Below are 15,039 nucleotides of genomic sequence, written 5' to 3' on the forward strand. Positions count from 1 at the left end.
TTTTAACTTAAATTTAGTAATTTGACATTACAATAATTGTTTTAAATATGATCAATATTGAAAAAATATGCTACTTCTAAATACAGAACTATTCCACCCTTGATGTACTAAGAAAATTACCCTGAATATGTTATAATAAGCAATATAACATGTCTAAAATTATTTTTACAATTTAGTACTCAATAATATTGTAACCATAATTTAATAAATGAAGTGCTATTTTAAGCTATTTGCATATTGTGAATATTTTACACTACAATAAAAATATATATCGTGTTACTATATTTATACTAAATTTTTTATTTAGCAAAATATCACAATAAGTACATAGTAATTAACTATTCTAGATTATCAGTATTAAGCCTACGCATTATTTCCTCTCTACCTATTAATGGTAGTAATTTTGCGAGTTCTGGCCCCTTTGATAACCCTGTAAGTGCTAGTCGTAATGGCATAAATATATCACGTGCTTTAAAATGAGTATTTTCCTTAATTCTCTGTATCCATATACCCCATGTATCTTCATTAAACTCACCACTGGGAAGCAGATCTTTTGCTAAAGAAATAAATCTTTTATTAACAGGATCAATAATTGGAATAACATTTTGACTACATATATTAACCCAACTTTTTACATCAGTAAGTCTTTCTATATTATTACAAATAGAATACCAAAATTCCTCAGAATTAACGCCAAGTACATTTAATCGATCTTTAATCTGATAAAAAGGCATTTTATGTAAAACTTTAGCATTAAGTTTAATTAAATCTTCTAGTACAAATTTACTGGAAGAATTACTAAAGCTCTGTATATCAAAAGTATCTATTAAAGCTGACATATCTGTTTGTACTTCTATTGCACAAGATGTGCCTATTTTTGCAATATAGCTATTAATTGTCATAGGTTCTATACTATTCTCTCTAAAGTATTCTATTGCAAATCCACCAACACGTTTTGAAACTTTTTTATCACCAAAATGCAAAAGAGATAAATGTGCAAAATCAGGAATTTTTGCATTAAGATTTTTCATTATATAAATTTGTGTAGCAGTATTACTAATATGATCTTCACCACGTATTACGTGTGTCACCTGATAATCCATATCATCTATAACAGAAGGTAACATATAAGTATATTGACCATCTGTTCTCCTAATAACAGGATCGCTAATATTTTTAGCATTAAATGTTACTTGCCCTCTCACCTTATCTTGCCAACTAATAATCATATCTTTATTAATTTCAAGTCTAAAATACGGATTCCTAGTATTCTTTTCTTTGTCAGTAATTTCCAACATATTTCTATCATAAATAGGAGGTAATCCTGCCTTTCGTTTTACTACTCTCTGTAACTCAAGCTCTTCTTGTGTCTCATAACAAGGATATATTATACCTTTATCCAATAGATAGTGAAACACTTCATCATAACGCACAAATCTAGAAGACTGATTAAAACACATATCCCAATCAATAAATAGCCAGCTTAGATCATTCTTAATTTTTTGAATGTATTGATCATTTGACCTGTTAACATCTGTATCATCGATTCTCAATAAAAATTTTCCACCTTGCTGTCTTGCATATAACCAACATACTAAAGCTGTTCTTATATTACCAATGTGTAAATGCCCTGTAGGACTTGGCGCAAACCGTGTAATCATTAATAATACCATATAACGGTAAGATATTTTTAGGATAATTAAATTATTTTCAGTTTACTAGTATTAATTTTAATTATAAAATACAGCTAGGTAGTTATTATTAAAAAAATATGCGTTCTTTTTATATTTACAAAAATAATTTACAAGATACTATTTTTATTAAGGATGGTTTTTCTTTTGCAGCATTTTTTTTTACGTTCTTATTTACCATATCTAAGGGGTTATGGTGTGTATCTTTAATATCTATGTGTATTTCTACGTTAATTTATATCGCATGTTATTTAGGTATTATAAGCATTACATCCCTTATGCTTATACATTTTATATTTACGTTATATATTGGACTATCTTATTCTGATTGGCATCAAGCAAAACTTAAAAGAAGTGGATATAAAATGATTAATGTTATTTTCGCACAAAGTATCATTCATGCTAAGCTGAGGTTTTTTAATAAAGCATTATAATTAATGCATATTGTAAAAAATTACTTTTTATAGAGTATTATAAGTTTTGTTAATTTCCTAAATTAAATAAATAATAACATCTTTTAATTAATATAATAATTTACATCAATTTTTAGCATGCCAAAAAGGAGTATCTATTAATGGTGTACTTGGTACAGCAAAGTTTCTTTTTGGTATAATACCAGCATTGTATGCTATAATTCCTGATTCAACAGCATACTTAAAAGCCAATGCCATATTTTCAGGATATAATGCTCGTGATATAGCACTATTGACTAAAATTCCATCAACACCTGTTTCCATAATTGTTACAGCATCTGATGGTTTTCCTATACCTGCATCTACAATAATTCTTACATCCCTACACCTATTACGCAGTAATTGTAGATTATAAATATTCAGAACCCCACATCCAGAACCTATTGGTGCAACTCCTGGCATCAAAACACAACAGCCATAATCTATTAGCTTTTGACATACTACTAAATCATCTGTACAATAAGGAAATACTTTAAATCCCTGATTAATAAGTTCTTTTACTGCTTCACATAATAATATTATATCTGGATGTAAAACATAATCATCACCTATTAATTCCAATTTAATCCATTCAGTAGAAAAAATCTCTCTTGCCATTTGTGCCATTAACACTGCATCTTTAACCGTTCGACACCCTGCAGTATTAGGGAGAATATGACATCCACTACTTTTTACTATATCCCAAAAATTACTGCCACAATTTTTATCTGGCATTTGCCTAGATAACGATACTGTTACTACTTCGGCTCCAGAATTTTTAATAGACTTAGACAATATACTTGGCGAAGGATACATGGCAGAACCTAAAAGCAATCTACTCTCTAGTTTAACACCATATAAATCCCACATAATACCCCTCCTTCCTTACCCTATTTAATATACTTAATTAATATACTTGGAAAAGAAAAAATATATAATAGAACATAAAAGCAATCTACTTTCTAGTTTAACATTATATAAATATCACCCCCTCCCTTTGATTATTAGCTCATAATTTTCTTATAATTTTACTAAGAGCATCATTATAATTTGAAGATATTTAATACTGATTCAAAATATACATAATATAATCTTTATTAAATCATTTTCTCTTATCAATACTATGTATTAGTAATACAGAACAATAATATTATTTTTTCTGAAACACTTCATAATCTTTATTATTCATAATGTAGTATTCATTATAAATTTATTAAATCGCACAATAAGTTAATATTAAATTCTTATTAAAAAGGGATGATACACTACGTAGTATATAAATATTGTTCTATATTCATAGCCATAATACATTTATCAATAAAATTAGAAACTTTATACATCTTTTTTAATATACATATATGACTTTATACTATACTGCAAGTATAGTATAGTATATTACTAATAACATTTATATAGTAATGCTCTTAATAATAACCTATAGCATAACATTAACCTCCTTGCATAGGATAAACAATATCTATAACATCTCCATCCTTTAAATATACACCTTCATAATGGGCTTTAGGCACTAACTTATTATTTAAAGCAACCGCAAATGAAATACCAGTATTATAATTATCTAATACTTCTGATAAAGTGGTATTTAATGGCAATGTTTTACTGTTATTATTAATTTTAACATTAATCAAGTGCTTTCCTCTAATAATAATATTAATTATAGAATAACTGTAATTTTTATAAATACACTTAAATTCCATTTACATAATAAAATTCTTTTTGACATTGTTAATAATAATAAATATGCTAGATTTAGCATATACAAAAGATAATCACATGCATACGAAATATAATCCCAATAACTACCAAAATAAGATAATACTAAATAATCCTCATAGTAGTACACAATCCATTTTTCGCACACAACGATTTCAAGAATTAACATCATTTTTACTTAACAAAAACTCTATAGTACTTCTACACAATATGTTAAGTAACTGTTATACTACATATCAATCGATGCCAAATTATCAATATATTCAAGCTTTACATTATAACTTCAACAATTTGCAAACTTCCACTCAATTCAATAAATATTCAGAAATATGGTATCAAGAGTTATTATATAGAGCATTACATGAAATAATTGACCCTAAAATCCATAAAGATCAAATTTACAATATAATTAATACAATAATCTCAAAAATAAACACCAGAAAATTAACACAACAAAAAATACATTATCTCTATAAAAAGACACACAATACATTAAAAGAAAATACTATAATTTTCACAGGCAGATTAATATTACAAGGACTTATTAAACACTCTCAGGAAATGCTTGATAATTTATTTCAGTACTATTTTATTAATCAAAACAATAACTTCTGTATTCTTCTTATGTTTTATGGAATAACCCCTGATAAAAATTATACTATAAGCCTCCCTCAATGCTCACCATCTACAATAATATTACGGCTTCATAATACAACTCAAAACATAAATAGCACAATGCTAAGATCTACTACCATATCTTCAAAAAACTTTTTTAATAAACCTTTACATGATAATTCATCAGAATTAGACTATCAAATGCAAATTGCAACTACAATTGCAACCCACATTACAGCCTTACAATATAAAAAAAAGCAAAAGGAGTTATTTTTAGAATACAACCGCTCATGGTACTATATAATATTAAGGCAATTTCATAAATTGACACTTAGAACAATAAACATATCTATCATTGAATTACAACAAATAGACAATATATTCCAAGAAAGTGTTAAATATGGAGATTGCACAATATTTTTTCAAAACTTACATAACATAATAAAACAACATAGCAATATTTTTTCTTATAACAAAAGACTTATTAAAGAAATTAACAAAATAGAAAGCCTATATCATAGTATATCTTTTGAGGATTTTTTAGAAAAAATAGCAAAATACAAATCTACAGACATCAAATATAATCTTAATAATTATAAAAAACACAAACTTTATAGTAAATCATATATAAAAAAACTTATTACTGATGTTACAAATAAAACATCAAATACAATAACAGAATTACAGACAAGAATTTTAAAAATCTTATTGACTCAAAATACAAAAAGAATCGCTTACAATACTAACTCAAAGTTACATAAAGCAAAATTATCAAATACCTTACAAACACACACAAAATATTCTACCCAAGTAGCACCAATTCCTCAAAAAAATATACCTTTGCATAGCAAATTTTATATAGAAAAACCTTTACATTCTCCTGATAATAACATAACAAGTAATGCCATCGTAGCAAATAAGAGTACAAATTTACATAATAAATCAAAAAACAAATTATCATCACAAGCACAAACCATTAATCCTCATGATATTGTACACAAACCTTCTGACAAACCACAAACTCACAGCTTTCAATCAAAAATTATGCCAATACAACATAATACATCAATTTATCCTACAAATAACACACCTATTATTAATAAAAAATATAAATTTTTTCACAAAAACAAAAAAACACAAAAGAACAAAAGTATATTTTATGTAGAAACACCAAAAAATTTTTAATAATACTACAATAACTTAAAGCACCAAGTCATAATTACCAACACTGATATTTGTATTACTAACAGTAACTTTGGATCTTCCAAAGACATAATCCTTACTAATAAAAAATACATAAATAAAAAACAACACTGTTAACGCATATTTCGTAAAATTAAAGCTATCAACCTTTTATTAATGCTTTATATATACTTTAATAAAAATATAACTTATTAACTATATTTATAAAATAACATTAACTACAAACATGCATCTTTCAATTTATAATAAAATTTTTCAGTTAAAAATAGTTGATCTTACTAAAAGCATAACCTAATAGCATTATTCTATTTATAATAGAAATACCTAAACAACTTTAAATTCGTCAAGAATATCAATATCTATTGCACATCTTCTACAGCTTGAATATCAGGAATATAATAACTTAGCATACTATGTATCCCTTCTTTTAAAGTGATTTGTGCACTTGGACACCCAGAACACGCTCCCTTCAATTTTACAAAAACTATACCGTCTTTATAGCCCCTAAACTTTATATCACCACCATCCTGTGCAACTGCTGGTTTTATATAATTTGCAATCAGCTCTTTAATTTGAGTCACTTTATCCAAATCACTAATATCAAAAAATTCCTCTTGCTCCTCTTCAAAATTTTCACCATTATTAGATAAAGAGTTTGTCGAAAAAAAATCCAACATTATAGCCAGTATCCTTGGCTTTAAAAGCTCCCACTCTATATTATCAGATTTTGTTACCGAAATAAAATCACTACCAAAAAAAACCTTTTCTACATTTAATACTTCAAATAATGTACTTGCTAAAGAAGACTTATGCGCATTTTCATTGTTAAATTCAATTGACTCACCACTATTGACAGTAATACCAGGTAAAAATTTAAGAGTATTAGGATTTGGTGTGCTTTCTATCTGAATAAACATTAACAAAACTAATTGCAAAAAAACAAATTTCCTGACTATAATACAGTAATACCTACCATAAATCAAGTCATTTAATATGTTATTTGTATTAATAGTAATATTATGTATAATAGGGGCATTATTTATTTTTCCAATAGTCTTATTATCTATATTTTTTTTAATCAAGAGAAACAGTATAATACATATGAGTCATATCATGACTCCAATGATGAACAAATTTTTCAATGAACTTTATAGCAATAGGAATACAAGCAACGAGATGTCAATAAATGAAGCACTAGAGATATTAGGACTAGAAGGTAAAGCAAATAATGAACAAATTAATATGGCATACCATAAACTTATGAAATCTGTTCATCCAGACAAAGGAGGCTCTGCTTATTTTGCGCAAAAGCTTAACCAAGCACGTGATAAACTATTGAATTCTCATCATTAATATTAAATTACATAAAAAATTACTATTAAAATTAGGTAAGAATGATAATCACTCAACATTAATTATATACATATACTTAACTTATATCCTTATGATTATTATTTTAAGTATCCAATATTTACAATATCCACAAACAATGCTATTACCCAGCTCAATAACTTAACTTTTTTAAACTAACATTAACTATTCATCATATCAAAAAAGTCATTCTTGTCCCAGATTTTGATATGTCTATTGCTGGATATATCCTCTTGTCAGCTATCTTCCTATCAAGGATTATTTCACAATTACCTGTACCCTTGAATTCCTCAAAAATAACCTCATCCATCTTCGATCCTGTCTCTATCAGTGCCGTTGCTATTATTGTTAACGATCCTCCCTTCTCTATATTCCTTGCTGCACCAAAAAATCTTTTTGGCCTTTGTAATGCATTAGAGTCTACTCCACCTGTTAATACCTTACCTGATGACGGTATTACTGCATTATATGCCCTCGCTAATCTCGTTATTGAATCCAATAATATTACTACATCCTTCTTATGCTCTACCATCCTCTTGGCTTTCTCTATTACTATCTCCGCAAGTTGTACGTGCCTATACGCTGGCTCATCAAATGTAGAACTCACTACTTCTCCCTTCACTGACCTTAACATATCAGTCACTTCTTCTGGCCTTTCATCTATTAATAAAACCATTAATTCCATGTCTGGATGATTTACAGATATTGAATGTGCTATCTGTTGCAATATTATTGTCTTGCCTGCCCTGGGAGGCGCTACTATTAATGCCCTTTGCCCCTTCCCTAAAGGTGCTATTATATCTATCGCTCTCATACTGATATCTTTCTTATCAAGTATATCATTACATTCCAATAATATCCTCTCTTCAGGATATAATGGTATTAAATCATCAAAATGCACATACCTTTGTAACTTACCTATCTCTGTAAAATTTATGTTATATGCTTTTACTAATGTAAAATATCTCTCCTTATCACTAGGAGCTCTTATTTCACCATTAACTATATCTCCAGTCCTTAAATTAAATTTCTTTATTTGACCAGCGGATATATATACATCATCACTACTCGCAGCATAATTAGCTTCCGCAGATCTTAAAAATCCAAATCCATCAGGTAATACTTCAACTACACCTCCTCCTATTGCTACTCCTCCTCCACTGACTACCCTCTTCATTAAATGAAATATTATCTCTTGCTTTAGCATCCTTCCATTGCTAACTACTCCTAGCTCCTCTGCTATTATCAATAACTCCTCAGCGCTCTTCCTCTTTAGCTCATTTAGACTTAATACCTTTGATAATACTTTGTCCTCATTAACAGACTCTTGCTCTCTCTCTACTTCCTCAATAGTAACATCATCTGCAACTTTACTAGTGGATTTTCGCCTTTTTCTACTACTACTTAACACAATCAATCCTTCTTTATTTAACTAAAACACATAAAATAATACCAGCTATGAGATATTTTAGTATATATCATAATCTACTACGCAAATATAGATTGAAGCTTGATAATTAAAAAAAATTTACTAAACTTTAAGAACAATACAAAAAATATACTCACTAATTTAATAAATAACCCGCATACTACTACATAAAAGGCACAATTACAACCTTATGAGAGCTACATTAGTAAATACTTTAATTATTACTTAACTTATATATTCTCCAATGCATCTTTCCTAATATTTTGTACTCTCTGCTCCCTCTCAACTATCATTTGAGTCTTCATAATCGCTTCATCAAGAGCATCTTGTGTACATAAACCTAACAAAACAGGATCTCTAGGTTTAATATTACTTGAGTTCCAGTGCTCCTTACTTCTTATCGCAGTTATAGTTGCCTTCGTAGTGCCTATCAATTGCGCAATCTGCACATCTTGCATATCAGGGCAATATTTCAAAATCCAGCATATCGCATCTGGCTTATCCCTACGACGAGCAACAGGAGTATAACGTACTCTCCTTTTTTTAGATTTACTATTGAATCCTTTATAAGTTATTAACTTAGGAATCTTATTAGGATTATTTTGACATGCTTCTATTTCTTCCTTTGTAATTTGACCCATTGCAACCGGATTACAGCCTATAACACCTTTTGCAACTTCACCATCAGCAATACCTTTCACTTCAAGCAAATGCAAATTGCAAAACTTTGCTATTTGTTCAAAAGTTAATGTAGTATTATCAACTAGCCATACAGCTACCGCTCTAGGCATCAAAGGAGTTTCCTCATATGATGACATAAAAAAATCCCCAAATTAAAACTTAAACACCTAAACAAATTCAACTTTAATAAGTAACCTAATATTATTAATAATTTATTAACTTAATAAAAACTTTATAGCTAAGTTGTATATTACATTGGTCAAATGTCAAGATTTTTGCTAACATTTATTGCAAAAATATCCTTTAATAACATTATTATTTTTTCTTAACTTCGCACATTTGTTTATATCAATATATTGTGATATAAATGAAAAATTAATTATTGAAGTATAACAAAATTAGCTCATTTAAGTAACATGTTATTGTTTGATAATATATACAATCCTTCATCCATGCATAAGTTAGGACAGAAAACAAGACCAATCTATAAATAACATAAATAACATTCAATTATACTTGACATTATAAGTTATTAGTGTGTAAACTCTCAATTGCTTTATATCATAAAAAGTTGAGTTTTTATGCCAAAATTAAAAACTAAGTCTTCTGTTAAAAAAAGATTTAAAGTTACAGCTAGTGGAAAAATTAAAGCTACTCAGTCTACCAAAAGGCATGGAATGACAAAAAGAAGCAAGCGTAGCTTAAGAGTTCAACGTGGTATGTCAATACTAAATAGCTCGGATGCAAGTATTATTAAGCTTTTTATGCCTTATAGTCGTTAAATAGAGGTGTGTTTACATGGCAAGAGTTAAACGTGGTGTTACAACAAGGGCAAGACATAAAAAAATAATCAAACTTGCAAAAGGTTATAGAGGCCGCTCGAAAAACTGCTATAGAATTGCTTTGCAAAGAGTAGAAAAGGCTTTAACTTATGCTTATCGTGATAGACGTAATCGCAAGCGTGATTTTCGTAGAATATGGATAATGAGAATCAATGCTGCAGTAAAACAGTATGATATGTCATACTCTCAATTTATTAAAAAACTATCACTATCTAATATTAATATTAATAGGAAAATACTTGCTGATATGGCAGTAAATGATAAAGACAACTTTAAGCAAATAGTTGATGCTATTAAAAGTTCCTAGAAAATTTCATGTTATCTAAGATACACGATATAAATGCTGAAGCAGTTATACGTATTTCTGCTAGTGCTTCTATTGAAGAATTAGAAAAAGTTAAGGTATATTATTTTGGAAAATCTGGTATTTTAAGTAGTTATTTGAAAAAAATTTCAAGGATTACAGATATAGAAAATCGCAAATCTGTTAGTAGTATAGTAAATCCTATTTGTAATAATTTAAAGCTTTTAATTCAAAAACAAAAAGAAAAACTTTTGCAACAGCAAATCCATAGTAAATTAATGCAAGAAAAAATAGATATTAGTTTACCTGTAAGACCAAAATTATATGGAAAGTTACATCCTATATCTAAAGTGTTAAATGAAGTAAAGCAAATTTTTTTTTCTCTAGGGTTTCAACTGGCAAATGGTCCAGAACTTGAAGATGAATTTCATGTATTTGATGCTTTAAACACACCTAAACACCATCCTTCAAGAAATGAAAATGATACTTTCTATTTAGCACAAAAAATAAATAATAAACGCATCGTGTTACGTACTCACACATCTTCTGTACAAATTAGGACTATGGAATGTAATACTTCTTTCCCTATAAAAATTATTGCACCTGGAAAAGTGTACAGAAATGATTGGGATGCCGAACATAGTCCAATGTTTCATCAAATTGAAGGATTATATGTTGACCATAACATAAATATGGGACATTTAAAATATTGTATCAATTATTTTCTCTCTCATTTTTTTAATGCAAATGTTAAAACTAGGTTTAGAAACAGTTTTTTCCCATTTACTGAACCATCAGCCGAGGTTGATATTCAAAAAGATAATCAAGATTGGATAGAAATTCTAGGATGTGGAATGGTACATCGCAATATATTAAAAAATGTTAACATTGACCCAAATAAATACAGTGGTTTTGCATTTGGAATAGGAATTGAAAGAATAGCAATGTTAAAATATAATATAGAAGACCTACGTATGTTTTATGAAAATAAACTACAATGGATAAATCATTATGGATTTAATTTTACTGATGTTGTTAAATAATACTCATTATTCTAAAAAAAAAGGAGTACTAATCACGGGTTCAGCACGTAGAATTGGTAAAGTAATAGCAATGTTCTTGGCCAGTCATGGTTATGATATAGTAATTCACTACAATACCTCTCAAAATGAAGCGTTAAATTTGAAAAAAAATATAGAGGAATTATACCAAAGAGTATGTTTAATTTTACGCGCAGATCTTTTAAACTTTACCACATTACATAACATAATAGATCATACTTTCCAAGCAATGCCGTATTGTAATAACTTAATAAATAATGCTTCAATTTTTTACCATCACACATTAATGCAATGCACTGAATTAGATTTTGATAAAAATTATCATATACATGTAAAAGTCCCTATGTTTCTTACACAGTATTTTACAAAAAAGTGTAACACTACTGGAAATATTGTTAACATTATAGATAGCAATATCACAAATATCAAAAGCAAATATTTTACATATATGCTATCAAAAAAATCCCTAGCTGATTTAACAATACTTTCTGCTGCAGAATTAGCACCGAAAATCAAGGTTAATGCAATATGTCCTTCACATATTGATGACAGTGTACTAGAAAGTATTTCCTTAAAACAGATAATGCAAAATAATAAACTAAAGAATATTCTAAAAAAAATATATAAACTCGTAAGCGTTCATAACAATATTACTGGAAAATTATATTTTACATAAAAGAAAAGTTTCTTCAGTATGTTCATAATTTCATAATACATTAATGTTAAAATCAAAACTTAACCAGCAATACAATAAGGTATATTTTTTTGAATTGATAAAAGTACAAGTCTATCATCGAATATATTCTCTTGTCTTAATATCTTCACTAAAAATTAATTATTTTAGCAATTACCTGTACCTCAAACCTTAAAAAATAATTCCATTTTTTATTTTAATTCGCGTTACTTACTAGTATGTAACTTTTTACATGAAACATCATAAAAAAACCTCACATGAAGATTACCAATAATATATCATATAAACAATAATTAATATAGCAATACACATTATATAAAACATTAGCTATAATATATAGTACAACATACTGCTAGAAAATATGATAAGTTTAATAAATACTAACCAAAAGTTTATTAACTATAATAAAATTATACAAAGATTCTCCATATTAAAGTATAAATATGGTAATTTTATATTGTATATTACAAAAAATAGATATATTTAAGAATATCCTAGAAAAAGTACAAAAATTAGTAGATGCTAAATACATAACTTACATAATATTGATAATGATAGATGTTGTAATATTAGCTGCCGGTAATAGCAGTAGAATGAAGTCTAATACCTCTAAAATACTATACAAGCTCGGTAATTTTCCTGTCATTGAACATGTTTTGCATTGTGCAAGTCTATTAAATCCACATAATCTTGTCGTAGTAACAAATAGTAATACAGAACATTACATTGCTTTAAGCTTAGAAAAATACAATTTAAACTCACAAATTGCTCTGCAAGAACAAAGACAAGGTACAGGAAATGCAGCAAAATTAGCTATAACAAAAATCAGTAACTCTGATCAAAAAATTGTATTAATACTATATGGAGATACTCCATTAATTACAGTTAAAACTATTTATAAAATGATTAATTTGTTGCAAAATTCAGATAACTCTATCATTATACTTGCCTTCAAATCAAATAATAACCAATACGGCAAAATTATTACCGATCACAATCAAAAAGTATTACAAATTATAGAAAAAGATAATTCTGACATAAATTCACATTTATCAAATTCTGGTATTATGATAGGATACAAGAATATAATACATGATATGCTTAATACCATCCAATATCATGGCGAAGAGCTTTATCTTACAGATGTAGTTCTCTCTGCAACACAACACAAATTAAAAGTAGGATATATTTTATCAACAGAAGATGAAGCTATAGGAATAAATACAAGATATGACTTAGCAAAAGCAGAATTATATTTTCAAACCAGAAAAAGAAATTTTTTTCTTGAATCAGGAGTAACTCTTTTATCACCTGAACACGTTTTCTTCTCACTTGATACAAAAATTGCAAATGAGGTAATAATACATCCCTATACAATTTTAGGACCACAAGTTAACATAAAATCACATGTTGAAATTTTAGCTTATTCATACCTTGAGAAATGTTATATTAAAGAAAATTCTATCATTGGCCCATTTGCACGTATTAGAGGTAACACTACTATAGAACAATTCTGCAATATTGGAAATTTTGTTGAAATAAAGGAAAGTACTGTCAATAAAATGAGTAAAATAAAACACTTAAGTTATATAGGAAATTGTACTATAGGTGAAAACAGCAATTTTGGTGCTGGGACTGTTATCTGTAATTATGATGGTAATAAAAAACACCATTCTGTTATAGGCAGTTACTGTTTTATTGGAGCTAATAGTACTTTAATTTCTCCCATTAATGTTGGTAATTATGCTGTTATTGCTGCAGGTAGCACAATTACTGAAAATATACCTCAAAAAAGTTTAGGGATAGCAAGGAAAAGACAAATCATAAAGCAAAATTATAAAAACAAACCATAAGTATTTCACTGAAAAATCTTGTATTACACGTTTTTTAGTAATAAATTTAGTTTATTGAATGCTTATGTTAATTGTTGCGATAGATATTACTTATTAAAAAGTTTTTAGGGTATTATTTTATCTTAAAGTTTGTAGTGTAATGCTTTTTAATCGTAAGGGTATATTACTAATTTATAATGCCCACAATAAATACTATCTATACTTATATATCAACTATACAGTAAGCTCTATACCTATGTAATAAAACAAGTTAAACTAACACATTTAAGTAAATACACTATACTAATATTAAGAATATGACATTAATCAGTTACGTAATGAGTCAATGACCATAATAAATACTATCTATGCTTTATATATCAACACTATACACATATTGATTTAGACATTGCATACAAAAAACTCTAGAAATTAACAAATTCTTTGAAAATAACAAAAAATTATCCGTATTACTATATATAAGATAAAAACAATCTTCTGTTATCATAATATTTAAGAGAACAATTTAATACTAGTTTACATACTTAACAATCTAACAGTTATCTAGATGAATACTTAAACTCAACAAATAAAATTAAAAACACACCCATATTACTATGTTTTTACTATATTTATAAATAAGACTTAAAATATAATACTTATCAAATTTTACGCAAAAGTCATTTTTTAACATCAAATATAACACCCTATACAACTAAATGCTGTAGTTATACTGCATTAACATAACAAAGAGATATTCTCAATTTTCAATACATCATAACTATACTGAAAAATTGTCAATATACAGTTATTTAATTTTATTAATATAAAGTTAAATAGTTAATCTTATAACTAATGTGTATTAGTATCTTTTAGTACTAAATATCAAATACTGTATAAATAGTCATATACCCTTACGATAAAAAAGCATTGCACTACAAGCTTTAAGATAAAATAATACCCTAAAAACTTTTTAATAAGTAATATTTATCACAACAATTAACATAAGCATTCAATAAACTAAATTTTTTACTAAAAAACTCTTTATTAAGGAATTATAATTTATAAATATTTTTAACATATCATAACTGAAAATATTTTATTAGACTTTACTATACTTCAAGGTATAT

13 protein-coding genes and 1 pseudogene are annotated in these 15,039 nt (G+C 27.3%); 8 read left to right on the forward strand and 6 right to left on the reverse strand.

The window, feature by feature from the left end:
• Positions 1-338 precede the first annotated feature (338 nt).
• Positions 339-1,661, reverse strand: a complete 1,323-nt coding sequence (gene gltX / locus HL033_RS01375) for a glutamate--tRNA ligase (protein WP_218194313.1) — start codon at positions 1,659-1,661, stop codon at positions 339-341.
• 110 nt (positions 1,662-1,771) lie between these two features.
• Between gltX and HL033_RS01380 the strand changes: the two genes are divergently transcribed.
• Positions 1,772-2,125 (forward strand): Erum7620/ECH_0207 family putative T1SS effector, encoded by a 354-nt coding sequence (locus tag HL033_RS01380; RefSeq protein WP_218194314.1) that lies wholly within the window; start codon positions 1,772-1,774, stop codon positions 2,123-2,125.
• A 105-nt stretch (positions 2,126-2,230) separates the two neighbouring features.
• On the opposite strand, the gene HL033_RS01385 is transcribed toward HL033_RS01380, so the two are convergent.
• The gene (locus tag HL033_RS01385; RefSeq protein WP_218194315.1) at positions 2,231-3,013 is read right to left on the reverse strand and encodes a thiazole synthase; all 783 of its coding nucleotides are present in this window, start codon (positions 3,011-3,013) and stop codon (positions 2,231-2,233) included.
• A gap of 578 nt (positions 3,014-3,591) precedes the next feature.
• Positions 3,592-3,861: a sulfur carrier protein ThiS gene (thiS, locus tag HL033_RS01390; protein ID WP_218194316.1), complete on the reverse strand. Its 270-nt coding sequence runs from the start codon at positions 3,859-3,861 to the stop codon at positions 3,592-3,594.
• Positions 3,862-3,904: 43 nt separating this feature from the next.
• Here thiS and HL033_RS01395 point away from each other — a divergent pair, with 43 nt between their 5' ends.
• Positions 3,905-5,677, forward strand: a complete 1,773-nt coding sequence (locus HL033_RS01395; RefSeq protein ID WP_218194317.1) for a hypothetical protein — start codon at positions 3,905-3,907, stop codon at positions 5,675-5,677.
• 377 nt (positions 5,678-6,054) lie between these two features.
• On the opposite strand, the gene HL033_RS01400 is transcribed toward HL033_RS01395, so the two are convergent.
• On the reverse strand, positions 6,055-6,612 hold the full coding sequence (locus HL033_RS01400) for a NifU family protein (protein ID WP_218194477.1): 558 nt from the start codon (positions 6,610-6,612) through the stop codon (positions 6,055-6,057).
• 184 nt (positions 6,613-6,796) lie between these two features.
• On the opposite strand from HL033_RS01400, the gene HL033_RS01405 reads away from it, so the two are divergent.
• The gene (locus tag HL033_RS01405) at positions 6,797-7,048 is read left to right on the forward strand and encodes a J domain-containing protein (RefSeq protein WP_246575302.1); all 252 of its coding nucleotides are present in this window, start codon (positions 6,797-6,799) and stop codon (positions 7,046-7,048) included.
• A gap of 208 nt (positions 7,049-7,256) precedes the next feature.
• Here the strand turns inward: HL033_RS01405 and rho are convergent.
• Positions 7,257-8,417: pseudogene (gene rho / locus HL033_RS01410) on the reverse strand (transcription termination factor Rho); the annotation flags it as partial.
• Between the two features lie 308 nt (positions 8,418-8,725).
• Complete coding sequence (locus tag HL033_RS01415; protein ID WP_218194318.1) at positions 8,726-9,313, reverse strand: cell cycle transcriptional regulator TrcR; 588 nt, start codon at positions 9,311-9,313, stop codon at positions 8,726-8,728.
• A 444-nt stretch (positions 9,314-9,757) separates the two neighbouring features.
• Between HL033_RS01415 and rpmI the strand changes: the two genes are divergently transcribed.
• The 5 genes from rpmI to glmU all read left to right on the forward strand — a co-directional run bounded on the left by rpmI (position 9,758) and on the right by glmU (position 13,930).
• Complete coding sequence (gene rpmI / locus HL033_RS01420) at positions 9,758-9,958, forward strand: 50S ribosomal protein L35 (protein ID WP_218194319.1); 201 nt, start codon at positions 9,758-9,760, stop codon at positions 9,956-9,958.
• A gap of 16 nt (positions 9,959-9,974) precedes the next feature.
• Entirely contained in the window at positions 9,975-10,325 is a 351-nt protein-coding gene (gene rplT / locus HL033_RS01425; protein ID WP_218194320.1) for a 50S ribosomal protein L20, read from the forward strand.
• 8 nt (positions 10,326-10,333) lie between these two features.
• Positions 10,334-11,365, forward strand: a complete 1,032-nt coding sequence (gene pheS / locus HL033_RS01430) for a phenylalanine--tRNA ligase subunit alpha (RefSeq protein WP_218194321.1) — start codon at positions 10,334-10,336, stop codon at positions 11,363-11,365.
• Entirely contained in the window at positions 11,334-12,059 is a 726-nt protein-coding gene (locus HL033_RS01435) for an SDR family NAD(P)-dependent oxidoreductase (protein WP_255323778.1), read from the forward strand. Before pheS ends, HL033_RS01435 begins: the two co-directional genes overlap by 32 nt.
• A 461-nt stretch (positions 12,060-12,520) precedes the next feature.
• Positions 12,521-13,930 (forward strand): bifunctional UDP-N-acetylglucosamine diphosphorylase/glucosamine-1-phosphate N-acetyltransferase GlmU, encoded by a 1,410-nt coding sequence (glmU, locus tag HL033_RS01440; RefSeq protein WP_246575308.1) that lies wholly within the window; start codon positions 12,521-12,523, stop codon positions 13,928-13,930.
• Positions 13,931-15,039 lie beyond the last annotated feature (1,109 nt).

This window comes from Neoehrlichia mikurensis, assembly GCF_019186785.1.
In the GTDB taxonomy this organism is placed as follows: domain Bacteria; phylum Pseudomonadota; class Alphaproteobacteria; order Rickettsiales; family Anaplasmataceae; genus Neoehrlichia; species Neoehrlichia mikurensis.